This window comes from Mesorhizobium sp. AA22 (genome assembly GCF_001672375.2).
In the GTDB taxonomy this organism is placed as follows: domain Bacteria; phylum Pseudomonadota; class Alphaproteobacteria; order Rhizobiales; family Rhizobiaceae; genus Mesorhizobium; species Mesorhizobium wenxiniae.
In genome coordinates this window covers 1749273-1772877 of sequence record NZ_CP048406.1, presented here as the reverse complement: position 1 = coordinate 1772877, position 23605 = coordinate 1749273, and the positions used below count along the sequence as shown (strand labels likewise).

27 protein-coding genes are annotated in these 23605 nt (G+C 63.2%); 9 read left to right on the top strand and 18 right to left on the bottom strand.

The features are described from left to right. Positions 1 to 14: 14 nt before the first annotated feature. From A9K68_RS08690 to A9K68_RS08655, 8 genes are all read right to left on the bottom strand, one after another. The gene (locus A9K68_RS08690; protein ID WP_065008602.1) at positions 15 to 989 is read right to left on the bottom strand and encodes a nucleoside hydrolase; all 975 of its coding nucleotides are present in this window, start codon (positions 987 to 989) and stop codon (positions 15 to 17) included. A gap of 161 nt (positions 990 to 1150) precedes the next feature. Continuing rightward, positions 1151 to 2707 (bottom strand): serine hydrolase, encoded by a 1557-nt coding sequence (locus A9K68_RS08685; RefSeq protein WP_065008601.1) that lies wholly within the window; start codon positions 2705 to 2707, stop codon positions 1151 to 1153. Between the two features lie 132 nt (positions 2708 to 2839). After that, positions 2840 to 3667 (bottom strand): ABC transporter permease, encoded by an 828-nt coding sequence (locus tag A9K68_RS08680; RefSeq protein ID WP_082982402.1) that lies wholly within the window; start codon positions 3665 to 3667, stop codon positions 2840 to 2842. Then, positions 3595 to 4374, bottom strand: coding sequence for an ABC transporter ATP-binding protein (locus A9K68_RS08675; protein WP_156768343.1), 780 nt, complete (start codon positions 4372 to 4374; stop codon positions 3595 to 3597). Before A9K68_RS08675 ends, A9K68_RS08680 begins: the two co-directional genes overlap by 73 nt. Then, complete coding sequence (locus tag A9K68_RS08670; protein ID WP_065008598.1) at positions 4371 to 5417, bottom strand: ABC transporter substrate-binding protein; 1047 nt, start codon at positions 5415 to 5417, stop codon at positions 4371 to 4373. Before A9K68_RS08670 ends, A9K68_RS08675 begins: the two co-directional genes overlap by 4 nt. 68 nt (positions 5418 to 5485) lie before the next feature. Next, on the bottom strand, positions 5486 to 5929 hold the full coding sequence (locus A9K68_RS08665; protein WP_065008597.1) for a VOC family protein: 444 nt from the start codon (positions 5927 to 5929) through the stop codon (positions 5486 to 5488). Beyond that, complete coding sequence (locus A9K68_RS08660) at positions 5926 to 6657, bottom strand: FadR/GntR family transcriptional regulator (protein WP_065008596.1); 732 nt, start codon at positions 6655 to 6657, stop codon at positions 5926 to 5928. Before A9K68_RS08660 ends, A9K68_RS08665 begins: the two co-directional genes overlap by 4 nt. An 11-nt stretch (positions 6658 to 6668) precedes the next feature. Beyond that, complete coding sequence (locus A9K68_RS08655) at positions 6669 to 8135, bottom strand: FAD-binding oxidoreductase (protein ID WP_246811321.1); 1467 nt, start codon at positions 8133 to 8135, stop codon at positions 6669 to 6671. A gap of 169 nt (positions 8136 to 8304) precedes the next feature. Between A9K68_RS08655 and A9K68_RS08650 the strand changes: the two genes are divergently transcribed. Together A9K68_RS08650 and A9K68_RS08645 are read left to right on the top strand one after the other, a co-directional pair. Continuing rightward, entirely contained in the window at positions 8305 to 8568 is a 264-nt protein-coding gene (locus A9K68_RS08650) for a hypothetical protein (RefSeq protein ID WP_065008595.1), read from the top strand. A gap of 65 nt (positions 8569 to 8633) precedes the next feature. Next, a complete protein-coding gene (locus A9K68_RS08645) occupies positions 8634 to 9383 on the top strand; it encodes a glucose 1-dehydrogenase (protein WP_065008594.1) in 750 nt (249 codons plus the stop codon). Between the two features lie 69 nt (positions 9384 to 9452). On the opposite strand, the gene A9K68_RS08640 is transcribed toward A9K68_RS08645, so the two are convergent. The 4 genes from A9K68_RS08640 to A9K68_RS08625 all read right to left on the bottom strand — a co-directional run bounded on the left by A9K68_RS08640 (position 9453) and on the right by A9K68_RS08625 (position 11858). After that, on the bottom strand, positions 9453 to 10028 hold the full coding sequence (locus A9K68_RS08640; protein WP_029351092.1) for a dihydrofolate reductase family protein: 576 nt from the start codon (positions 10026 to 10028) through the stop codon (positions 9453 to 9455). A gap of 128 nt (positions 10029 to 10156) precedes the next feature. Then, positions 10157 to 10690: an SRPBCC family protein gene (locus A9K68_RS08635; protein WP_065008593.1), complete on the bottom strand. Its 534-nt coding sequence runs from the start codon at positions 10688 to 10690 to the stop codon at positions 10157 to 10159. Beyond that, positions 10687 to 11076 (bottom strand): metalloregulator ArsR/SmtB family transcription factor, encoded by a 390-nt coding sequence (locus A9K68_RS08630; protein ID WP_029351087.1) that lies wholly within the window; start codon positions 11074 to 11076, stop codon positions 10687 to 10689. Before A9K68_RS08630 ends, A9K68_RS08635 begins: the two co-directional genes overlap by 4 nt. A 146-nt stretch (positions 11077 to 11222) precedes the next feature. Further along, positions 11223 to 11858, bottom strand: coding sequence for an ankyrin repeat domain-containing protein (locus tag A9K68_RS08625; RefSeq protein WP_065008592.1), 636 nt, complete (start codon positions 11856 to 11858; stop codon positions 11223 to 11225). A 222-nt stretch (positions 11859 to 12080) separates the two neighbouring features. Between A9K68_RS08625 and A9K68_RS08620 the strand changes: the two genes are divergently transcribed. From A9K68_RS08620 to A9K68_RS08610, 3 genes are all read left to right on the top strand, one after another. Then, the gene (locus A9K68_RS08620; RefSeq protein WP_065008591.1) at positions 12081 to 12650 is read left to right on the top strand and encodes a histidine phosphatase family protein; all 570 of its coding nucleotides are present in this window, start codon (positions 12081 to 12083) and stop codon (positions 12648 to 12650) included. An 87-nt stretch (positions 12651 to 12737) separates the two neighbouring features. Then, entirely contained in the window at positions 12738 to 13130 is a 393-nt protein-coding gene (locus A9K68_RS08615; RefSeq protein WP_065008590.1) for a VOC family protein, read from the top strand. A 167-nt stretch (positions 13131 to 13297) separates the two neighbouring features. Continuing rightward, positions 13298 to 14152, top strand: coding sequence for an aldo/keto reductase (locus A9K68_RS08610; protein WP_065008668.1), 855 nt, complete (start codon positions 13298 to 13300; stop codon positions 14150 to 14152). Positions 14153 to 14298: 146 nt separating this feature from the next. Here the strand turns inward: A9K68_RS08610 and A9K68_RS08605 are convergent, their stop codons facing one another. From A9K68_RS08605 to A9K68_RS08585, 6 genes are all read right to left on the bottom strand, one after another. Continuing rightward, on the bottom strand, positions 14299 to 14604 hold the full coding sequence (locus tag A9K68_RS08605; protein ID WP_023799134.1) for a hypothetical protein: 306 nt from the start codon (positions 14602 to 14604) through the stop codon (positions 14299 to 14301). A gap of 132 nt (positions 14605 to 14736) precedes the next feature. Continuing rightward, the gene (locus A9K68_RS08600; protein ID WP_065008589.1) at positions 14737 to 15540 is read right to left on the bottom strand and encodes a class I SAM-dependent methyltransferase; all 804 of its coding nucleotides are present in this window, start codon (positions 15538 to 15540) and stop codon (positions 14737 to 14739) included. Between the two features lie 213 nt (positions 15541 to 15753). Beyond that, positions 15754 to 15942: a hypothetical protein gene (locus A9K68_RS08595; protein ID WP_029351073.1), complete on the bottom strand. Its 189-nt coding sequence runs from the start codon at positions 15940 to 15942 to the stop codon at positions 15754 to 15756. Positions 15943 to 16269: 327 nt separating this feature from the next. Continuing rightward, the gene (locus A9K68_RS08590; protein ID WP_348640711.1) at positions 16270 to 17229 is read right to left on the bottom strand and encodes an FAD-dependent oxidoreductase; all 960 of its coding nucleotides are present in this window, start codon (positions 17227 to 17229) and stop codon (positions 16270 to 16272) included. Next, positions 17165 to 17518 (bottom strand): FAD-dependent oxidoreductase, encoded by a 354-nt coding sequence (locus A9K68_RS32450; RefSeq protein ID WP_348640710.1) that lies wholly within the window; start codon positions 17516 to 17518, stop codon positions 17165 to 17167. Before A9K68_RS32450 ends, A9K68_RS08590 begins: the two co-directional genes overlap by 65 nt. A 10-nt stretch (positions 17519 to 17528) precedes the next feature. Beyond that, complete coding sequence (locus A9K68_RS08585; RefSeq protein ID WP_065008588.1) at positions 17529 to 18917, bottom strand: PLP-dependent aminotransferase family protein; 1389 nt, start codon at positions 18915 to 18917, stop codon at positions 17529 to 17531. A 334-nt stretch (positions 18918 to 19251) separates the two neighbouring features. On the opposite strand from A9K68_RS08585, the gene A9K68_RS08580 reads away from it, so the two are divergent. Genes A9K68_RS08580 through A9K68_RS08565 form a run of 4 tightly spaced genes read left to right on the top strand, consistent with a single transcriptional unit; the run spans position 19252 to position 23562 of the window. Continuing rightward, positions 19252 to 20394: an ABC transporter ATP-binding protein gene (locus A9K68_RS08580; RefSeq protein ID WP_246811403.1), complete on the top strand. Its 1143-nt coding sequence runs from the start codon at positions 19252 to 19254 to the stop codon at positions 20392 to 20394. 5 nt (positions 20395 to 20399) lie between these two features. Beyond that, the gene (locus tag A9K68_RS08575) at positions 20400 to 21449 is read left to right on the top strand and encodes an ABC transporter substrate-binding protein (RefSeq protein ID WP_065008587.1); all 1050 of its coding nucleotides are present in this window, start codon (positions 20400 to 20402) and stop codon (positions 21447 to 21449) included. A 5-nt stretch (positions 21450 to 21454) separates the two neighbouring features. Beyond that, the gene (locus A9K68_RS08570) at positions 21455 to 22735 is read left to right on the top strand and encodes an ABC transporter permease (protein WP_065008586.1); all 1281 of its coding nucleotides are present in this window, start codon (positions 21455 to 21457) and stop codon (positions 22733 to 22735) included. A 2-nt stretch (positions 22736 to 22737) separates the two neighbouring features. Then, a complete protein-coding gene (locus A9K68_RS08565; RefSeq protein WP_065008585.1) occupies positions 22738 to 23562 on the top strand; it encodes an ABC transporter permease in 825 nt (274 codons plus the stop codon). Positions 23563 to 23605 lie beyond the last annotated feature (43 nt).

Here is a 23605-nt window from a genome sequence, read left to right as displayed (position 1 = left end):
CCCGGCAGATCGGCTCACGCCTTTTGCCTGGTGAGGCGCTCAAGCGCGTCGACGATCAGGTCACAGAATTTCGCATGGTCGAGCTTCATCGCCACAGTGTGGCGGAAGTCGGTCTGCTCGCTCGCCGTGCCGCCGAAATGATGCATGCCGCCCATCTTCTCGAAATTGCACACCGTCATGCCCTTGGTCCACCGGCCGGCAATCTCGACGCGGATATCGGCCTTCTCGGTGGTGAAGACGCTCGGGTCGATCATGGCCGCGACGCAGCATGCGTCGTGGACGGCGGGATACGCGATCTGCAGGAGGCCGCCATGCGTGGTCGCTATGAACTCCCAGATATCGAGGATGAATTTGGCGATCGGGCCGCCGACGGCGCGCACCCTGTCCTGCAATTCCGGGGTGGCCTGCGCCTGGTGCGTGAGGTCGAGCCCCACCATGGTGACGTCCCAATCGGCACGGAACACCACATCGGCGGCCTCAGGGTCGGCATAGACGTTGAATTCCGCCGCCGGCGTGATGTTACCTCTGGTGTAGCTTCCCCCCATCGCGATGATTTTCTTCACCCTCTCTATGATGCGCGGTTCCTTGCGGGCGGCGAGTGCGATGTTGGTGTAGGGACCGACGGGTACCAACGTGACGGTCTTCGGCTCATGCGCCATGACCGTGTCGATGATGAAGTCGACGGCATGCCGCCTGTCGAGCTCGAACGAGGCGGGCGGCAGCACGGGGCCGTCGAGCCCGGTATCGCCATGAATCTCGACGGCCAGCACCTGGTCGATGATGAGCGGGCCGAGAGAGCCCTTCGCGACCGGCACCTTGATGCCGTAAGCCGTGCATACGGCCAGCGCATTGCGCGTGGTGTTCTCGACATTGTGGTTGCCCGAAACCGTGGTGATGCCGAGAAGGTCGATGTTCGGGTTGCCGGCCGCCAGCAGGATGGCGATGGCATCGTCGTGCCCCGGATCGCAGTCCAGAATGATCTTTTCCATGGATAGCGCCTTTTCTGTCCGGCCAGGCCTGTGGCGATTACAGAATGGGCGGCTGTTCAAGGTTGTCAATCGGCGCGGAGCTGAGCGCCGCATCGCGAACGCCGGCGCGGCCCCCGGCTCCGTCTCGGCGAAGCCGACAACCGTCTCACCAACATTTGGCCCTAGTCACCAACGCGCCGCAGCGTGCCGAGATTGTTATCGTCGAGAAACTCTACGGTTATGGCCGACGCCTTGCCGTCGGGGCCGATGTCAAAGCCTACGCCCGAGGGCCTGTCCGGCGTCTCGGCGTCCGGGAAGGTCAGGAACAGGTTGCCGTCGAAATGCTTCAATGAATAGGACCGCGCGCCGGCCGGCCCGACCTTGAGCACAAGAGCATCCCCCGCACTCGACACGACCGCATCGCCGATGAAGTCGTTGAAGTAACGGCCTGCATAGGCACTGGCCGGCCCGGCCGGCCTTGCCGGAGACGGTGGCGCGGCATAGGTGGCCTTGGCCGCCGCGACCGCCGGGCCGAACAGGCCCGCATAGGTATCGTCCCATGCCTTGACCCAGTCCTTCTCGACCTTTCCGTCAAAGGCCATATCGGCGAAGCTGTCGGACAGTCCTTCCGGCACGCCTGTTGAAAAGGCGTTGGCGACGATGACGATGCCAAGCTTCTGTTCGGGAAAAAGCGTGACGAGCGTGCGGGCGCCGACGCTGAAGGCGCCGGCATGGCCCCAGCTCAGACCGTGCCGGCCGAATTCGACATTCCAGCCGAGGCCGTAGAAGGACTCGCCGCCGGAGACGGGGTTCTTGCCTCGGGTCATCAAAGGCACATGCGTCTGAGCCAGCGCATCGGCGGCAATGAGCGGCTTGCCGTCATAGACGCCGTTGCCGAGTACGAGGCGCACCCATTGCGAGAGATCGCGTGCCGTGGAACTGACGCCGCCTGCGGGCGCCTGCGCATCCGGATCGCGCTTTACCTTCGCGGCCCAGACGCCATCAACCTTGACGTGGAGCGCGGCCCGATTGGCGTGCTTGATGAAGTCCGCATGACGGGAGCTGGTCGACGCCATTCCAAGCGGACGGTAGAGCTTCTCCTCGGCGATCTCCTCCCAAACCTTGCCCGTCGGCTTCGCGGCCGCGACGGCACCCTCGGTCAGTCCGAAATTGCTGTAGGAGTAGCCGGCACGAAAGCTCGACGATGGCGACACGAACCGCAGACGGCGCAGTATCTCCGCGCGGTCATAGCCAATGTCCTCGAGGTCGTCTCCGGCGGTGCCGGGCAGTCCGCTGCGGTGCGAAAACAGGTCGCGAACCGTGAGTTCGCTGGTCGGATAGGGCTCGGACAGCCGGAAGGCCGGATCGAGATCGGCGATTTTCGTATCCCAGGAAACAATCTCGTCGCTGACCAGTGCCGCCACTATCGTTGCTGAGACCGGCTTGGAGAGCGAGGCGATCTGGAACACCGTGTCGGCATCGACGGCCTCCGGTTTGCCGGCCTCGCGATGCCCGAAACCCTTGAGGAAGACCACCTTGTCGTCATTGACGACTCCGACGGCGAGACCAGGCACCCCGCCATCCGCGACGACGCCTTTAGCGAGTGCCTCGAGCTTCGACAGGGCTGCCGCGATCCGGTCGGGCGTAATGGTGTCGGCCGACGCCGCATGCGGCGAAAGCACCATGACGGCGATGAAGGCCCGCATCCCCCAACGGCGGAAAGTCCGACCCAGGCCCATGCTCGAGCTCCCCTATCCCCTGCAAGCACCGGTCATAGTACAGGCCGACGCAGGAAAGGCCAACCCTCGCCTGGGCGGCTAGAGCGAAGTCCGCAGTGCGACGCCAAGCGGCCATCCCGGGGAGCCAGCCGGTCAACGGTATCGAACCGACCACCGCTCAGCGGCGACGACCGTCATGAAGAACCCGATCGACAACAGCGATGAGAGCACGATGGCGGCGTAGAGCCGGTCGGACTGATAGTTGAAGGTCGCCTGGATGATCAGCGCGCCGAGACCTTTGTCGGAGCCGATCCATTCGCCGACGATCGCGCCGATCACCGCGGTCGCCGAGGCGATCCGCAGCGAGGCGAAAAGCATTGGCAGCGCGCGCGGCAGGCGCAGGCGCCAGAATATTTCCCAACGCGTCGCCGACAGCACGCGGAACAGCTCGTGCTCGCTGGGGCTCGCCGATTCCAGCCCCCGGATCATGTTGATGAGCGTTGGGAAGAAACAGATCACTCCCGCGATCACGATCTTGGGCAGCATGCCGAGGCCGAAGATGAGGATGACGACCGGCGCCAGCGCAAGCACCGGGATCGTATTGAAGAACAGCACGACCGGAAAATAGGCTGCCTGAAGCGTACGGCTGTGCACGAAGACGATCGCCAGCAGCACTGCGGCGAGGTTGCCGAGGACGAAGCCGGAGAGCGCCTCGATGGCCGTCGGCCAGAGGTTCGACAGGAGAAGTGAGCCGTTCCTGGCAAACGCGCCCGCTATCGCGGTCGGCGTCGGAACGATATATGCCGGCACGCCGGCGAGCGGCAGCAGGAATTGCCATGCGAGAATGAGCGAGCCGGCGCCGAGGATCGGCAGCACAGTCTGTGCGAACGGCGAAAGCGCGCCGCGGTTCACGAGGCCGCCCCAAGGGCGGAGCGCATCCTGGCCATCGCCGCGACGATTGCCGGATCCTCGCGCGAGCATCTGTTCTCCGGCCCCTTCAGCGGACGAAGGTCGTGGTCGGCGACGATCCGTCCGGGATGGGCCGCAAGCACGATTACGCGCTGCCCGAGATAGACGGCTTCGGCAATGGAATGCGTGACGAACAGCACGGTCGTTCCGGTCCGCCGCCAAAGGTTCAGCAGTTCGTCGTTGAGGCGATCGCGGGTGATCTCGTCAAGAGCGCCAAAAGGTTCGTCCATCAGAAGCAAACGTGGCTCGCCAAGCAGCGCCCGGGCGATCGCCAGCCTTTGGCGCTGTCCGCCGGAAAGCTGATGCGGCAGGCGCTCACTGAGCGCCGACAGGCCGACGAGTTCGAGCAGCTCGTCGGCCCGGTCGTCTATCATGCGCGACAGGCTGCGGCGGCCCACCTGGATCGGCAGCCGTACATTCTCGCGCGCCGTGCGCCACGGCAAAAGGGTCGAGTCCTGGAAGACGAAGCCCACGCCGCGGCCGGAGCGCACCGCCGACGGCGTTTCGCCCATCACGCGTATCGTGCCCGCGAGTGGCGCCAGCAGATCGGCGACAACCCGCAGAAACGTCGACTTTCCGCACCCCGAAGGCCCGAGGATGGACAGGAACGTCCCGGCCTCGACTGTCAGTTCGAGACCGGAGATCACCGTCACGGGCGAGTGCCGGCCGGGATAGCCGACGTCGAGCCCGGAAGTTTCGATGGCCGGCGCGGCCATCAAGAGGCAGGCGCGCCGAGCTTCGGCCGTTCAGCCGCACTGAGTTCGAGAATCTCAGTCGTATAGACGTCCTCGGCCTTCGGCCTGCCGTTCGGATACTGGCCAATCTGGTCAAGCAGCGCGATCTGGCTCTCGATCGAGGCAGGATCGAAGGTGCCCCATCCATCCTTTTTCGTGTTGTCGTCGAACGACAGTTTCAGCACCAGGGGGATCGTCTTCTTTTCCCAGCCTGCATCGATCTCGGGATAGGCAGCGACGAGCTTGTCGACCGCCTGTTCGGGATTGGCGTGGACCCAGCCCCATCCTTTGGCGACCGCGCCGATGAATTTCGCCAGGATCTCGGAATTGGATTCGATGGCGCTGTCGGTTGCGAAATAGACGTCGGCATAGGACGCCAGGCCGAGCTCCGACAACAGAAGATCGATGCGATCATCGCCGACGACGCTGAGCGCCTGCGTGTTGGTGATCCAACCGCCGATCGCATCCACGTCGCCACGTACGAGCGGGGCCTTGTCGAACCCGACATTGACGATGGTGACCTCGGAAGGGTCGATCTTGTTCTTCGCGAGCATCGCGTCGATGGCGAAGCGCGCGGTCGGCTGCGTGCCGATCCGCATGCCCTTCAGGTCCGCCGCCGACCGGATCGGCTTCGCCGGTTTCGAGGTCAGCGCATAAGGCCCGGTGCGATAGCCGCAGGCGATGATCTTCACCGGAACGCCGCTCGCCCGCGCGGCATAGAGTTGAGGCGATTCGGAAAATTGGCCGAGCTGAGCGGCACCGGACACCACCGGCGGCACGGTGGCGGCGTTCGGTCCGCCGGGGCTGAACTCGACTTCGAGCCCGGCCTCTTTGAAGTAGCCATTGGCGACGGCTGCGACATCGCCGATCTGGCCATTCGACATCAGCCAGTCATACTGGACGACGAGCTTGGCGGCTGCCGAGGCGCTGGCGCCAAACAGCTGAAGTCCCGGCCCGAAAGCCGCCAGGCCGGCGGCGCCGGCCTTCAGGATCGATCTGCGATTCCACTGCGATGTGTTCCCACTCATCTTCTTGCTCCTTTGTTGGACTTGTTTGCATGCCGCGCGGCCCTTCTTGCGAGGCCGTCGCGATCGGATCACACTTGCGTGTCGTGATAGTCGCCCGGTCCCGCGCCGGTCCAGGCGTAGAGCTCCCACAGTGTCCCATCCGGGTCGTGGAAGTAGGCGCAGCGCGCGTTCCAGACATAGTCGCCGGGCGGCCCGACGAACGGCACTCCCTTGTCCGACAGTTCGGCATAGAGCCGGTCGACCTCGCCGGCGCTTTCCAGTTCCATGGCGACACATGCCTTGTGCGCCTGCTTCGGTGAGCGGACATTCGAGACGCCGCAGTGGCGATTGATGTGATCCAGTTCCCATGCGGCGAGCGTCACGCGCCCGGAATGAAAATCGACAAAGCCCTCGGCCCGGCGTCTGATCCGATAGCCGAGCTTCTGCGTGTAGAAGTCGATGGTGCGATCGATATCCTCCACAAGCAGGCAGATATCGGTGATTGCCTTGGTCTGCCCGAGCGACATGGTCATTTGCCTCGATTGATCTTCGCGGTGAGTTCGACGCCTACCCGCGATGCCGCGCCATCGATGTGCCGGCGCATCGCCTCGCCGGCAGCCTGCGGATCATGCGCGGCGAGCGCGTCGTAGATTCGCACGTGCTCGGCGACGTTGACCTCGACCAGGTCGTGGAGCGGATTGGTGAGGCGGGCATAGTGGATCGACTGGCGGATCTGCTCGCAGACGAAGGAAATGAAGGTGTAGATGTAGCCGTTGCCGGTGGCCCGGGCGATCGCCCGATGGAAAAGCAGATCGGCCTCGATGCTGCCATCCTCCCAGCGCTCTTCGCCGCCCATGCGGTCCAGCGCAGCCTTGATCGCGTCAAGATCATCGGATGTGCAGCGCGCTGCGGCCAGCGTGGCGGATTCGGTCTCCAGAATGCTGCGCAGCTCGAACAGCTGCTCCATGTTGCGCTGGTCCTTCAGTGCTTCACGGTCGATCCGGATAGCTGTCCGCTGTTCCGGCGCCATGACGAATGCGCCCACCCCCTGACGCGCCTCGATCATGCCATCGGCGCGAAGCTGCGCGATCGCTTCCCTGACAACATTGCGGCTGACGCCGAATTTGTCGGCGAGCTGGCTTTCGGTGGGAAGCCGGGCTCCCGGGATGATGTCGCCGCCCTCGATCTCGCGGCTCAGATGCGAAGCGACGCGATGCGGAAGCGCCTCCACGCTGCCTATGATGGACGAACGCTGCTTCATGCGGCTTTTCCCTAGAAATCGCCCGGATCAGGCATGAGACATGTCGGATTGAACAGGCCTGCCGGATCGAAAGCTGCTTTGATCGCGGTATGAAGCTGCCGCTCGCGCTGCGACAAGCCGGCCCAGAACACGTGACTGCGGCTCCGACCGACGCCATGCTCGGCACTGAACGAGCCGCCGAGCGCGCCGACCAGTTCATAGAGTCGGGTCAAAACCGCCTGACCTACGATCCTCGCTTCGCCGGGGTCGCAATCGATGGGAGGCAGCACGTTGAAATGGATGTTCCCGTCACCCGCGTGGCCATAGGCCAGGGATGTCCAGCCTGGCCACTCGCGCACGATGCACGCGCGGGCTTGCTCGATCAGCTTCGGCACCTGGCTGAGGCGAACCGAGAGGTCGGTGCGGACATGAAAGCCGCGCCGCGCCTGCCCCTCGACCAGCCCCTCACGGATCGCCCAGAATGCGGCGGCCTGCGAGCGGCTTTGCGCGACGACACCGTCCTTGATCAGGTCGCTCTCAAGGGCGCGCGCCAGCATCGATTCAAGAAGTCCGCCGGCGTCTATCCCTGGCCCACAGGCGAGTTCGACGATCGCATGAACCGGACATGCCTGTGTCAACGGTGAGCGCACGTTCGGATCGATGAGATGGGCCAGCGGCAGGCACTCCTCGCCGATGACCTCAAACGCGCTGAGAAGATCGGAGCAGAAATGCCGCGCCATCCGGAACAGTTCGCATGCCTGGCGGAAGCTGCCCAGTCCGACATAGGCGGTCTCGACCTGCGTCGGCCGGGGCGAGAGCCTTACCTCGACGCCGGTGACGACCCCGAGCGTTCCTTCCGAACCGATCATCAATTGCTTCAGGCTGTAGCCGCGATTGTCCTTGCGCAGCCCGTTCATGCCGCTCCACAGTGTGCCGTCCGGCAGGACTGTCTCAAGCCCGAGCACCAGATCACGCGTCATGCCGTAGCGCAGCACGTTGATACCGCCGGCGTTGGTCGCGACATTGCCGCCGATCGTGCACGATCCCTGCGCACCAAGCGCGAGAGGGAAGGTCATGTCGGATGCTTCAGCGGCGTCCTTGACGTCTTGCAGCACGGCACCGGCATCCGCTTGCAGCGTGAAGTCGAGCGGATCGACAGCCCGTATCCGGTTGAGACGCTCAAGCGACAGCACTGCGTAGTCCGAATTGTCCGGAATCCCGCCGCCGGCAAGTCCGGTATTGCCACCCTGCACGACGATGGCGACACCGCTTTGCGAGCACCATCTCACAAACGCCTGGACATCTTCCACGGATCCTGGACGCACGATGAAGCGGGCACTTCCGCGCCTGTCGCGGCTCCAATCGATGAGGTACCGTTCTGCCAGCGGCGACTGGCCGTCTATCAGCGCATCATTCGCCAACTTGGCAGGTAGCTCAACAATTGCGCCGGAAGCTTCGCGTTGAAGAGATGGGTGATCCGTAGCCATGAGTCTGATCATACGGTCATCCTACAACTTGGCAAGTCCCATTCTCTCGGTGGGCAGTCATTACTTCGGCGGCTAAGTCCGCGGGCGCACCCGCCCCACAATCGGGACCATCGGGCCTGAACTGTTCGCACCCCTCGTAAAGTGTTAGCCTTCATTTTGGCTAAGACGGTGCGAAACGGACATGAAGCAGCGCAACCCCGACGACCCCTTGGCGATTGCGATTGTCGCAACGCGGGAGGCGGCCGCATCGGTTGTCTACGGCATCTACGAGGTCATGACCTCGGTGGGACGCGCCTGGCAGCTCCTGCCGAGAATTTGGAAGCGCGATTGGTTCTTGCTACAGCGCCGCCTGTGCGAGCGAAATACCGGGATCGCCATCGACAAATGCGGCCGGGCCGCTTCCGCCCTTGTCGTCGATGGTCGGCTGGCATTTGAAGGGATGTAGCTCGCTGTGATCGCTATGTAAGTCCGACCGATTCGAACTTGAAGCCAAGCCCATAGGGGATCTCAATGTCGGAATTGTTCTCGCTCAACGGCCGTGTCGCGCTGGTCACGGGTGCTTCGCGTGGTCTCGGCTTCGCCATGGCCAAGGCACTTGCGGAAAACGGCGCGACAGTGATCGTCAATGCCCGCGATCCGGCCGCCCTCGCCGCGGCGGCCGAAAGGATCGGTGCCGAAGCGCTGCCATTCGATGTCACCGACGCGGCGATCTCAAGGGCGTCGCTGGAAGGAATCGTCGAACGCCACGGCCGCCTCGATATTCTGGTCAACAACGCCGGCATCCAGCATCGAAGTCAGTTGGTCGAATGGCAGGACGAGGATTTCGACCATGTGATTGCCGTCAACCTCTCGGCCTGCTTCCGCATGATGCGCGACGCGGTGCGCCTGATGCTGCCAAACAAGTTCGGGCGCATAATTAACACCGGATCGGTTGCAGCGATACTTGGCCGTCCCACCATTCACGCCTATGTGGCGGCAAAGGCGGGCCTACACGGGCTGACACGCTCCACGGCCGCTGAGCTGGGCCGTCACGGCATCACCGTCAACGCGATCGCCCCCGGCTATTTCGCTACCGAGCTCAATACCGCGCTTATGAGCGACGAGGCCTTCACCAGATGGGTCGAGACACGAACCCCGGCGGGCCGCTGGGCCCAGCCCGAGGAGCTCGGCGGAGCCGTGGTGTTTCTCGCCTCCGACGCTGCCGCCTACGTCAACGGACATGTACTGGCCGTTGACGGCGGGCTATCGGTTTCGCTCTGACCTGCGACGCGGCTTTCAGGAATAAATTTCAGCCGGGCAGCGCTGCGAAATCTGCGAAGACCGGCTGAGTTAGCCAATTCCATAGACCAGGCTCACGCGCCCATCCGTGAGCTGCTGAACCTTCCGCAGTTCGAGCCCACGACGATTTTGCGTTGCTCCAAACAGCGCCTTCCCTTCGCCGACGAGCAGCGGATAGACGATCAGCCGCAGTTCATCCACCAGCCCGGCATCGATCAGGCTCGCGGTCATTCGCGCACCGCCCATGAGATAGATATCCTTGCCCGGCTGCTGCTTGAGGGCAGCGATGTCTTCGAGCCTCCGCATGAAGCGCGTCTTTGGCCAGGCCGCTGAGGTCATTGTGTTCGACAGCACATGATGCGGGGTCTGTTCGGCAAAGCGGGCCCATTCGAGCTCCGCCGGCGTCGGCAATTTGCCGGTCATTGGCAGCGGCTTGTCCGGCTCATTCTGGATCGCGCTCCAGTAGCGCTCGTAGCCGGCGTACATGACGCTCCCGAGCAGGCAGGCATCGATTTGCGGCGTCAGCCCATACTCCTCCGACCACGCGTCGACCCAATCGGCGTAACCCTCGGGTCCCTCCATCTTGCCGTCGACGGAAACCTTCATTCCGGTGATCAATTTGCGCATGACTTCCTCCATCGGGCTTGCGAAATGCAAGCACGTTTCATCGTCGGTTCGTTGCTGGTGTGCGAGCCTCCAAGGCCGATGCCGGTGGAGGCTGGGCGGTGACTTCAGGGATGGCCGACGCGATCGTGTCAGGCCGGCAGGCGGCGGTCGTATTCTTCGCGCAGGCGGCTCCAGCCCTCCCAGAAAGAGGTCGGCGTCTTGCCCGCGAGGCGGGCAGCCAACATGTCGAGGTGCATGTGCCAGCCGGCGGTGACGTTGAGCTGGATTGCGCGTTCCGGCAGCCGGCGATGGACGACGGTGAGCAGCACATCGTTGCCCTTCGGCTCCAGCAAGAAGGAAACGCCGCCGGTGTTTCCCCAGGTGATGGCGAGATTGTAAGGCGGATCGAGCTCTGTGATCCGGCCCTCCATCCGATGCTCTTCGGGAAAGCCTGCAGGGCGCTGGCCGGGCGGGTCGGTCAGCTCGTCGTTACGCCAGACGAACTCGAACGACGTGCCGGCCTCCATTTCCATCTGGCCCGCGGCCATCCACTGCCGACGCAGGTCACTCTCGGTGAGATAGGCCCAGACCCGCTCGATGGGGCCGGGCAAAAGCCGCTGGATGGTGAACGTGGCGGGCTCGGTCAGCTCGCCATAGGCTTCGATGTTTTTCATCTGGTTCATTGGTCGTCTCCTTCTTTTGAGGTGGGCGATTTCCTGGAATCATCCTGGGCTTTTCGTGCGTCCTCCTCGTGAAGGAGACGTTCGAGAACGTCGAGACGGTTGGTCCAGAAGCGCTCGTAGAAGCCCAGCCATTGGTGGGCGCTGGCCAGCGGTCCGGGTTCGAGGCGACAAAGATGCGTGCGGCCCCTCACCTCTCGACGAATAAGCCCGGCATTCTCCAGCGCCTTGATGTGCTTGGAGGCCGCCGCCAGCGACATGGCGAAGGGTTCCGCCAGCTGGCTTACCGTTCGCTCGCCGCCGGCGAGGTCGCGAAGCATCCGCCGGCGGGTGGCGTCGCCAAGGGCATGAAAAACCGCGTCGATCTGGGGTGTCTCTAATTCAACCATATAGTTGAATATAGAGTCACGCTTTCTGATTGTCAACCGATTGGTTGAATGATTTCGGAAGGGAGCTCCACAGGCGGCGTGCGGCGATCGAGGACATCGGCCAGTGCAAGACCACGGACATGCTCACGGCGGCGGAAGCGGGACCTTCACTTGCCTTCGAAGAAAGTATGAATCGAGACTTCCAGCTTTTCGATGAGTTGAGGGTTATGGCAGCTTCCAGCCCAGATCAGGGCGTTCAGTCTCATATCCTTGTTGAGAAAGTTCATTTTCCGAGAATCAAGCAGGTATCCCGCGACCTCGTAGTGCCGTCCCTTGATAGCCTCGATAAGCGCGTTGTTTCTTCCGGTCTTGTCAGTAAGATTCACGTCGGCGCCATTCTCGACAAGCAACTTAACGACATCCAGATGCCCGTTCTTTGCTGCTTCAATAAGGGCCGTTCTGCCGTAGTAGTCGGCTCTTGCATCGATCTCTATTTCGGGATGTTTCACCATGGCTAAAATAGAGGCGTAGTGGCCCTTGGCAGAAGCAAGGCTCAAAGGCGTGCTTTTCCATTTGTTTCTGGAATTCACATCGATTGCTGGGTGTTCGATCAACGCCTCGACCGCCGCGGTGCGGGCATTGAGGGCTGCGAGATGAAGGGCTGACCAGCCGCCGCCGTCCGCCTCGTTGATATTGGCGCCGGCCGCCAATTCCGCTTTCACGGCCTCCGCATCGCCCCTTTCTGCCGCGAGCAGCAGATTCGACCAACCTCTCGGCTCTTCGGCTTCCAAGCTCTCGGTCAATGCAGTCGCCTCCCCGAATGCTCCCCGCAGGATAGCATTGTTCCGGTTCGGCGGACATCCACCGGATGACCGACCCGCTCGAACTTGAAGCCAGCCCTCTCAAGGCGGAACTGGCCGATGTCCTCCGGCAGCGGGGCCGATAGAGACGAACAGTAAGCGCGCACTCTATCGAGACATTTGCCGGCACTTGCCAAAGCCGCTATCGGAAAGGTGAGAAGCAACATGCGAATTGGACGTCGGCGATTTCTTGTCCTGTCGCTCGGAGCGGCTGCCTTCGGCAAGGCACGCGCCACCGAGCCGCTCTGGTCAGCCCTGCGATCCGGAGAAGCCATTGCCTTGCTGCGCCACGCCGAGGCCCCAGGCTCCGGCGATCCGCCCGGCTTCAGGCTCGGTGATTGCAGCACCCAGCGGAATCTGTCGAAAGAAGGTCGTGCGCAGTCCCGCGCAATCGGCGACCTGTTCCGTGCGAATGGCATCTCGACGGCAGCCGTCTATTCGAGCCAGTGGTGTCGTTGCCTCGACACCGCTCGCCTGCTCGGGATCGGCGAAGTTGTGCCTCTCGAGCTGCTCAATTCATTCTTTGGCGACAGTTCTGCCGGCGAGAAGCGCACCGCCGCTCTTTTGGCCTGGCTTCGCGGGCAGCGTTTCGGCGGACCAGCCGTCCTTGTCACGCATCAGGTCAACATCACCGGCTTGACCGGCGAGGTGCCGGATAGCGGCGAAATGATCATCGCCCGTATTCACCAAGCTGACCCCGTGCAGGTCATCGGGCATGTTGCCACGCCGGCTTGAGCATCATGGCCTTCGACCCCATCTCGTGCAGCATCGCTTCAGTCGTGGAACGACGACGTGCGAGGAGAGATCAAAGGGAGTGATCGCATGGCTATCGATTTCAACCATACAATACTGCCGGCCCGCAACAGCGAGGCGTCGGCAAAGTTCCTGGCGGAAATACTTGGCCTTCCAGCCCCGAGGCGCTGGGGGCCTTTCCAGATGGTCACGACCGAAAACGGTGCCAACCTCGACTACATGGATACCGGCGGCGAAATTAGGCCGCAGCATTACGCCTTCCTGGTCAGCGAAACCGAGTTCGACGAGATCTTCGGTAAGATTCGTGAACGGGATCTCCCGTACTGGGCTGACCCTGCCCGGACGCAGCTGGGCGAGATCAATCACCACGACGGCGGTCGCGGCGTTTATTTCGAGGACCCGAACGGTCATCTTCTCGAGATCATTACCCGTCAATACGGCAGCGGCGGATGGAACCCGTGATCGCTCGGTGACGTAGCCAGGTTTGCAATGGCAAGGACGGCATCGCGCTGGCGGTTGCAATCTTGGCTGCCTGGGCCGGACTTGCCTCCACCTGTCGACTGGGCACTGGCGGATGCCGCGCCCAGATAAGCGCTGCGCTGGGCTAAACGATGCAGAAGGACCTGAGCATGCCTGAACAGATTACACCAAGTAAGCCTGAACAGATCACATTGAACGACGGCTTAGCCATTCCCCAGATCGGCCTTGGCGTGTGGCAAGTCGATCCGGCCATCACGGCCAAGATTGTGAGTTGGGGGATCGAGGCCGGCTACAGATTGATCGACACCGCCGAAGGCTACCGGAACGAGGAAGGCGTCGGGCAAGCGATCCGCACTGGTGGCGTGCCGAGAAGCGAGTTGTTCATCACCTCGAAGCTGCGCAACGGCGCACATCAGCGCGACGCCGCCCTTCGGGCTTTCGACGGGACGATGAACAAGCTCGCGATCGAACAGATCGACCTATTTCTGATCCACTGGCCGGTGCCCAGCCAGGGCAAATATGTCGAGGCGTGGAAGACGCTGATCGAACTCAGGCAATCCGGCCGGATCAAGTCGATCGGCGTTTCGAATTTCAACCAGGACCATCTGGAGCGGATCATCGGCGAGACCGGAGTCACGCCCTCGGTCAATCAGATCGAACTCCATCCCCGGTTTCAACAGCGCCATACCACAGAATTTCACAGCACGCACAATATCCGTATCGAAAGCTGGAGCCCCCTGGGCAGCGGCCGGCTGTTGAGCGACCCGACCCTCGAAAAGATCGCACTAAAACATCGCAAGTCCGTGGCGCAGGTGATCATCAGATGGCATCTTCAGGAAGGGCTGATCGTCATTCCAAAGTCGATCCGCCAGGACCGGATCGCCGCCAATTTCGATGTCTTCGATTTTGAGCTGGACGCGGAGGACCTCGGCCTCATTCGTGGCATGGATTCATCAGACGGCCGCACCGGGCCGAACCCCGTCACGGCAGCATTCCTGTTCTGAGGGACTGAGGTGAGCTGAAGAGAAGGAGCCGACGGCGAAGCTGCCAATCTTCCCCTAGTGGGGGAGATGCCAAGTTTTTGGCAGAGGGCAGGACAGAGGGGGGCGCTGTCCCGCCGGCCAATTGAAATTAGCCCTTTCCGCTCACCTCATATCCCCGACCCATCCAGCAGCGGGACATCTTCTTCGTCCCAGGGGCTGGGCAATGAACCCTTGCTCAGATTGGCAGTCGGCAGCGGCATCCAGCACTTCAGCTCGGGTTCGGCGTATTCAACCACGCGTCCTGGAGACGAGTCGGAAGCGCGCCAGCCCTCACTGCCGAACTGGTCGGCTCGAGACCAGTAAGCCAGGTCGACTTCCGCCGGCCCCTGTTCCGACGGCCGAACCGTGACCAGGATTCGGCTGCCATCCCTTGGCGCGCTCGACATGTGACGCCACCGATCGGGCTCGTCCATCGTAATCTCCTCGCGCAGTCTGCATCTCGGCTGTCCAGACGAATAGTCGCTTCGCGTACAACGCCGGTCAACCCGAACTTTGCGCAGGACAGTCTATGGTCGGCGGCCTGCCGGTCTGGCGCCGGCTCGCGCTCAAACCTTGGCCTTGACTGCCCAGGCTCTGGTTTTCAGGGGAATGGACCCCTCCTTGCCGCGCGGCAGACTATCGCGGAGCCTCTCCATCAATTTCTGGCGAGCTGCGGGGCCGAGACTCATGCAATAGCCGGGCGCCGGCCCTGCACCCAGGGTGAAGGGGTGCCAATAGTCTTCAAAGTCCTTGAATACGGCCGGCATTTCAATCCGCGTGGAGTCGATGGAAACCAAGCCCGCCTTCTCAGCGAGATCGGTCAATCCATCTTGTGTGCAAAATGGAAAACGCCTGTCTTCGGTAAGGTCGATGGCGCCGGGGTCAAGCGCGGTCGCAGCGGTCCAGAAGGCCCGCATGAATTCCACCCCGCCGCCAGGGTAATCCCACACATAGAACCCGATCGTCGCTCCGGGGCGGGCCACCCGCCTCATCTCGGCAAGCGCCTTTTGCTTGTCGGGGATGAAGTTGAGAACGAGCGCCGACACGACCACGTCCTTGCTGCCCGATTCGACAGACAACGCCTGCGCATCGCCTGCGAGAAACTCGACACGTTCGTCCGGCACGTTTACACGCGCCTTGGCGAGAAAACCCTCCGACGGGTCTATCGACACCAGGCTGCTGGGGTTGCAGCACGCCATGATGGCTGCCGAAAGCGCCCCGGTTCCGCTACCCACCTCCAGCCAATCCAGCCCTTCTGCCGGATCGAGCCAATTCAGAAACAGCGGGGCGATCTGACGGCTCCATCGCCCCATATAGAGGTCATAGCTGTCCCCGGCCTGCCAAGCGTCGTGACGTGCTGCCTCAGCCATCGCAATCTCCTCCCCGAGAAAATTTCAGACCATTGGGCCGCAACGAGAATACGTTCGCCTCAACTCCAGGAACAGAGGCATAAGAGTGCGGTTCGGGTTCGAAATGCACAGCGGAGGGATCAGACGCTTGACCTCTGCGGTCCCGAGGGAATCGCCTGCTGACGCAGGCGATCGATCGGCTGGTTTCGTAGGCCCTCCTGGCCGGTTCGCCGACTATCGCTGCGTTGCCGCTCTGGGAAATTCCACCACGTCTGCGGGCGGACGCTTGTACTGGGCTGCGGTAATTGCATCGATCAGGATATCCAGAGCCGCACGAGCCGTACGGCTCGTCTCGTCATCGCCGCGCAAATAGTGGCAGGCTCGTTCAAGATGGAGGTGGGCGGCGGCAAAGTCGCTAGTCATGGATTCTCCTTTTGCCCGCCGTTGGACAAGGATGGCCATCTCGATTTACCCGAAGGCAAATATCCACAGCTGGATTTGAATCAATATCGCCGGTTAACCGGATCTTCAGCATCTCGAGACGACCTTGCTGCGGCGGACATGTGTTGAGTTCCGCCTCAGGCAACAGACCCGCTCCGGAGACCGGGGCGGGTTTTTGCTTGAATGGTGCTCGGGGTGGAACCGGCATCCGCTATTGGCGCGCAGGCTGGCGTCAGTTGGGGGACAAAAGAGAATGCCGAACGCTCCAATGCTCACGCGCTGCGCTACCGCGGCCGAGCCGACGTACCTTCATGCACCGAAGCGGTCCGCCGCAAAGGGCGCGAGGCGGTCGCGATCGCCGCGTCCGGCAATCAGGTCGGCGACCAAGCGGGCCGTGATCGAAGCCAAAGTGAGGCCGAGATGACCATGACCGAAGGCATAGATCACCTTGGGGCTGCGACGCGACGGACCGATGACCGGCCGGGAATCGGGCAGCGACGGCCGGAACCCGAGCCATTCGGATGAAGGCCGGCAGAGTTGAGGAAAGAACTGCCTGACACCGCGATCGAGCAGCGCTAGCCGGCGCGGATCTGCCGGCGCTGCAAGCCCGCCGAGTTCGACAGTTCCGGCGACACGCAGCCGGCCAGTCATCGGCGTCATGTAGAAGCCGAGATCGACAGGACAGACCGGACGATTGAGCAGAGGCGCTTTGGTCGGGAATTCGAGATGATAACCGCGTTCGGTCTCGAGCGGGATCCTGTCGCCGGCCTGCATGGCCAACGCCCGCGATTGCGCGCCCGCGGCGATCACCACCGTGTGTGCCTTGACGCGAAAGCCGGAACCACTGAGCCTGACACCGTCCGCCTCGACCCGCAGCCCGTTTACAGCAGCCTGCGCTACCGACACGCCGCGGGCGGTCGCGGCATCGACCAGCCGCCGCATCAGCGTCTTTGGATCGGTAACGTTCATCGAATCCGGGAAGTACAGGCCGCAGGCCCCGGTCGGGGGCAGGCTCAGCTCCAGCGCGGCCACCTCCCCCGGCGTCAGAACCTCTTGATGGACGCCAAACCCCGCGCGCAGCGCCCTGCCCCCGGCCGCCTTGGCGAAATCGCTTTTGCTGCGATACAGGTAGAGACAGCCGTTGCGTCGCAGCAGGTCGGCCACCTCGGCCTCCTTCACCATCTCCTCCCAGGCCGACAGGGCCTCAGCCAGCAGCCCGGCGAGCGCCAGCGCATTGGCGCGAGTGGCCGCCGGAAGCGACTGCCGCACAAAGCGGACCATCCAGGGCGCAAGCTGGAAAACGCCGGCCAGCGCAAGGCGAAAGGGCTGTCCGGATCGAGGAGCAGGTTGGCAGCGCGCGTAGCAGGGCCGGGTTGCCGACCGGCATGCAGGCATATTCAGCGAGCGTTCCGGCGTTGCCGAACGAGGCGCCGGAGCCAGGCTCGTTGGGGTCGATGAGCAGCACCTCGCGCCCCTCGGCCGCAAGCCGGAGTGCCGTTGCCAGACCGACAATGCCGGCGCCGACTATGGCGACTTCCACGGTTTCCGGTGCTGCCACGACCGAGCCCCTAGACAAAGCCAGGCAGTTGCAGATGCCCGGCCGCGAGCAGTTCGGCCATGGTGTTCAGAGCCGTGCGCAGATCGTCGAGCGAGCGCGCGGCGCCGACATTGATGCGTACCCCGTGCTGCACCGGCTCGCGCCCAACCGCGAAGGCATCGCCGGGAAGAACGGCAACGCCACGTCCCAGGCAGGTGCGAGCGAAACCCGCACCCCGCCACGGCTCCGGGAGGCGCAACCAGGCATGGGTCGAGGTGGCGTGGCTCTGGACATCGTACCGGCCGAGGATTTCGGTGAGGATGGCCTGGCGCTGGCGAAGCTCCTGCTTCTGGGCTTCGATGATACGCGCCGCCGCGCCCTCTTCTATCAGTCGCGCGCCGATCAGCGCGGTCAGAGGGCTGATGCTCCAGCAGTTGATGCGCAATGCCGCAGCGACCTGGCCGGCTATGGCGCGTGGGGCGATCACAAAACCGAGGCGCAGTCCTGGGGCAACGCATTTCGACAACGCACCGATGTGAACCGTCAATTCGGGCTCGAGGCTGGCAAGCGACGGCGGCGGATGGTCCGCCAGCGGGCGGTAGACGTCATCCTCGATGATGAGGACGTTATGGCGACGGGCCACAGCCACCAACTCGTGCCGGCGTTCCTCGGGTAGCGTGATGGTGGTCGGGTTGTGCAGGGTTGGCACCAGGAAGACCGCGCGCGGGCGGAGCTGCGCGCAGGCCGCCTCGAACGCGTCGGCCCGCATGCCGCCACGATCCATGGCGACGCCTCTGAGCTCTAACCCATGCACCCGGCACAATGCATTGATGCCCTGATAGGTCACTTCGTCGGCTAGCACGACGTCGCCCTGCCTGGTCACCGCGCCAAGCACACAGTCCAGCCCATGCTGGGCGCCCGCCGCCAGCACCACCCGGCCGGGATCGCCGTCGCCTGCCGCCGGGCGCATCCACTCGGCGATTGCCTCTCTCGCCCACAGCGGCCCCTCAGGCGGGTGATAGTCCTGAAGCGTGACGTAGTGCCGGTCCTTGGACAGGCGCGGCAACAGCAGCGCCAGCGCGTCGAGATAGGCCGAGGTCGCTGGTCTGTTCACGGAAAGATCGATGACGCCGGTGTCTTCGCTCGGCGCCGACACGAAACCTGGTCCTTCGCCTCCGTTGCGGGCGGCGACCGTGGTGCCGCGCCCGGGCCGCGCTTCGAGCAGCCCGCGCTGCTGCAGCGTCGACAGCGCGCGCGTCACCGTGGTGACGTTGATGCCAAGTGCGCGGGCAATCTCGCGCTGCGGTGGCAGCCGGTCTCCAACGGCAAGCGTGCCGGCCGTAATCCGTTCGGCAATAGCGTCCGCAAGGCGCCGGTAGACCGGGCCTTCATCCGAGGCGAGTTGCAGGTCTTGGAGCATGTGGATTGGCGGTTTCGGTGTGTCGACACTCTGGCTACCGACGCATCTAGCATAAGACAATCCTCCGGACAATAGCACTTGTCCGGTACCCGTTTTCAAAGTCAGCCTGGAGAATCTCACACAATCCCGGAGAAAGCGACTTGACGGGCGAACTTGTCTGCATCTATGGTTCTTTGGCGATTGATTGTGTGAGCATACAAGTTTGGTTTTGCCGCTCTTGCGCGGCCGGCGTCATGCGAGACCGACCCATGCACGGCAAGCACCACCCCGTTTCGACAAGCGGCCATTGCCGCCGCTCAACGGATTTCCGTCCGTGATCGCCGAAGCGACAGTCCTGTCAGCCGACAGCGCCGCTGCGGCACCGGACGCCGGCCGGCAGGGATTCGTCGAATTCGTCGATGTCGAGAAATCCTATGACGGCCGGACTTTCGCGGTGACACGGCTGAACCTCGGCGTGGCGCGCGGCGAGTTCCTCACCCTTCTCGGCCCCTCCGGTTCGGGCAAGACGACGACGCTCAACATGCTCGCCGGCTTCGAACGGCCGACCGGCGGCGTCATTACGCTTGAAGGCCGGTCAGTCGACAGGCTGCCGCCCTACGAACGCAACATCGGCATGGTGTTCCAGAACTACGCGCTGTTTCCGCACATGAGCGTCGAGGAGAACGTCGCCTTCCCGCTCTCGGTCCGCAAGATCACCAAGGCGGACGTTGCATCCCGCGTCGGCCGCGCGCTCGACATGGTACGGCTGCGGCAGTTCGGCGACCGGCGGCCGGCACAGCTTTCCGGCGGCCAGCAGCAGCGTGTCGCGCTCGCCCGCGCGCTGGTGTTCGAGCCGAGCCTCGTGCTGATGGACGAGCCGCTCGGCGCGCTCGACAAGAAGCTGCGCGAGCATATGCAGCTCGAGATCAAGCAACTGCACACGATGCTCGGCGTCACCATCGTCTATGTGACGCACGACCAGAGCGAGGCGCTGACCATGTCGGACCGCGTTGCCGTGTTCAACAATGGCGGGATTGCCCAACTCGGTTCGCCTGATGATCTCTACAACACGCCGCAGAACTCCTTTGTCGCCAGCTTCATCGGCGAGAACAACACGCTGGAAGGCAAGGTCGAGCGCGTCTCCGGCAAGGAGTGCCGCGTCACGCTGCACGGCGGCGGTTCGGTCGCCGCGCTGGCCATCGGCGTCGCCGAGGGCGCGGCCTGCCATGTCGCCATCCGCCCGGAGCGGCTCAAGCTTGCGCCCGCTTCGAACGGAGCAAATGCGCTAGCCGCCACCGTCGATGGCCGCATCTATCTCGGCGACCACCAGCGTCTTCTGGCCAGGCTGGAAAACGGACAGGTGCTGACCGTCAAGGTTGGCCCCGAAGCGACCATGGGCAACGGGGAACCGGTCACGGTTTCCTGCGCGCCCAACGACTGCCGTGCCTTTCCGGCCGATGCCGGGACGGGCGGTTCCATCTCGAAAACAGGGGAATAAGAACAATGAAAATCACAAAGGCCCGGCTGTTCGCCTTCGCGGCAGCCACAGCATTCATCACCATGGGACATGCCGCCTTCGCCGACGAACTTTCGATCATGGCCAGCGGCGGCGCCTGGCAGGATGCCCAGCGCAAGGCATGGTTCGAGCCGTTCAGCAAGGAGACTGGAATCAAGATCGTCGAGCAGGAATATCTTGGCGATCTCGGCAAGGTCAAAGCGATGGTCGACACCGGCAACGTGCCGATCGATCTGGTGACGGTCGAGACCGCGACCGTGCTGCAGGGTTGCGACGCCGGCATTCTCGAGCGGCTCGACTATTCCAAGATCGCCCCCCGTGAAAAGTTCATCGAAGGTTCCGCACTCGACTGCGGCGTCGGTCTCGACGCCTATGGCGATGTGCTTGCCTATGACCCCAACGTGCTGAAGGAGGCGCCAACCTCGGTCCTCGACATCTTCGACACGACAAAGTTTCCGGGCAAGCGCGCGATGCGCAAGTTTCCGGCACAGAACCTCGAATGGGCGCTGATGGCCGACGGTGTCGCGCCGGCCGATGTTTACGAGGTGCTGGCAACCCCCGAAGGCGTCGATCGTGCGTTCAAGCAGCTCGACACCATCAAGCAGGACATCGTCTGGTGGGATGCCGGCGCGCAGCCGCCGCAGCTCCTCGCATCCAGGGAAGTGGTGATGACCACCGCCTGGAACGGCCGTATCCAGAACGCCATCGACAAGGACGGGGCGCCGTTCAAGATCGTCTGGAACAACCAGATCCTCGAATACGACATGATCGCCATTCCGAAGGGCGCCAAGAACCCGGAGCTGGCCTACAAATACCTTGCCTATATCAGCCAGCCGGAAATCAACGCCAAGCTCGCCAGCTATATCACTTACGGGCCGGTGCGCATCGATGCAGCTTCCTTTGTCGCGCCGGACGCCCTGCCGAAATTGCCGAACGCGCCTGACCACATGACCGCTTACCTAGTCGCCGATACCGAATTCTGGGGAGACTATGGCGAGGATCTGGTCAAGCGCTTCAACGCCTGGCTCGCGCAGTAGGGAAAATGTCGGCGCTTGAGCCCACGAAACTGGACCGGCCGCGGCCAAGCCGCGACTGGTCGGCCGCCGATTCCGGCACAGCAAAGTCGGTCGCGGCAGCGCTTCGGCGCGCCGATCTCGGCGACCGGCTGCGGTCGCTGGCGCTGGCGGCACCTTTACTTGTGCTGCTGGCGCTGAGCTTCGGCATCCCGATCGTCCTGCTTCTGTCGCGCGCCGTCTATGATCCGACGATTGCCGACGCCTTACCGCAGACCAGCCAAGCATTGCGCGGCTGGAACGGCACGGGATTGCCCGACGACGCTGCCTTCCTGGCTCTTGCCGCCGACCTCCGGAGCAATCAGGCCAAGGGCACCGCCTATGAACTCGCCAAGAGCCTCAACGCCCGCCTGCCGGGTGCACGCAGCCAGGTGCTCAAGACGGTGCGCCAACTGGAAGCCGCCGACAGGCCGCCGCTGGAGGTGATGAAAGCCGTGCCGTTCTGGTCGGCGCCGGGCACATGGCCGGTCATCGAGAGCGGCACCCATAGCGTGACGTCGTTCTACCTGCTGAGCGCGCTTGATCTGCGCTGGAATGCCGATGGCGGCATCGAAAGGGTGCCACCCGAACAGGCGATCTTCGTGCAGGTGTTCATGCGCACATTTTTCGTCGCCGCAGCGGTGACGCTGGCCACGCTGATACTGGGCTTCCCCCTCGCCTACCTCATCGCCTCCGTGCCCAAGGGCCTCGCCGCCATCCTCATCGTCGCGGTGCTGTTGCCGTTCTGGACGTCGATCCTGGTGCGAACCGCGGCCTGGACGGTGCTCCTGCAGAAATTCGGTCTGGTCAACGACCTGCTGCTGTGGCTCGGCGTCGCCGACGACCGGCTCGACCTGATGTACAGCCGCATCGGATTGATCATCGCCATGACCCACATCCAGCTGCCGTTCACGCTGCTGCCGATCTACAGCGTCATGCGCACCATCCAGCCTTCGCAGATGAAGGCTGCCTATTCGCTCGGCGCAAAACCTTATACTGCGTTTCGCCGCGTTTATCTTCCACAGGTCTTTCCGGGCGTGATGGCCGGCTGCCTGCTCACCTTCATCCTCTGCCTCGGCTATTACATCACGCCGGCGCTGATTGGCGGCGCTAGCGACCAGCTGATCAGCAATTTCATCGCCAGCTACGTTAATGTCGAACTGAACTGGGAGATGGCTGCGGCGCTCAGCTTCATCCTGCTCGTCTTCACCCTGGCGCTGTTCGGCATCTTCGCCCGCATGCTCGGCCTCGACCGCCTCAAGCTGGTGTAGCCATGTTGCTGTCTTCCTACCCGACGACAGGCGAAAGAATCCGCATCACCCTGCTCTGGCTGTGGTGCGGCATGGTGATCCTGTTCCTCCTCGTGCCGATCCTCGTTCCCGTTCCCCTGTCGTTCAACAGCGGCGCCTTCTTCATCTTCCCGCTGGAGGGAATTTCGACACGCTGGTACGAGGTCGTGCTTGGAACCCAGCGCTGGCAATCTGCGATCGGCAACAGCCTGATCGTTGCCTTCGGCACGACGCTGATCGCAACGACGCTGGGCACGTTGACGGCAATCGCGCTTTCCGACGAAAAGTTCCCCGGTCGCCGCATTGTCATGCCGCTTTTGTTGTCGCCGCTGATCGTGCCGGTGGTGATCACCGCCGTCGGCTCGTATCTGTTCTACGCACGTGTCGGACTTGCCAGCACCTATGCCGGCATCATCCTGGCGCATACCGCGCTAGCCAGTCCGTTCGTCGTCGTCACGGTGGGAGCGAGCCTCACCGGCTTCGACCGCAATCTGATGCGCGCCGCCGCCATCTCCGGAGCAAAACCCATCACATCGTTCTTCAGGGTGATGCTGCCGCTGATCCTGCCCGGCGTGCTGTCAGGGGCGGCCTTTGCGTTCGTCACCTCGTTCGATGAGGTCGTCGTGGTGCAGTTCCTGGCCAGCGCCAATCAGCGCACTATGCCGCTCGAAATGTTCATCGGTCTGCGCGAGAAACTGAGCCCGGCAATCACCGCCGCCGCGACGCTGATGATGGCACTGTCGATCATCCTGCTCGTCGTCGCTAATCTCCTGGCCCGCCGTGGCATGCACCGACCGCGCATCGACTAGAAATCGTGCGGCGGTCGGCCAAAGCCTCCATAGGCCTGCCCGT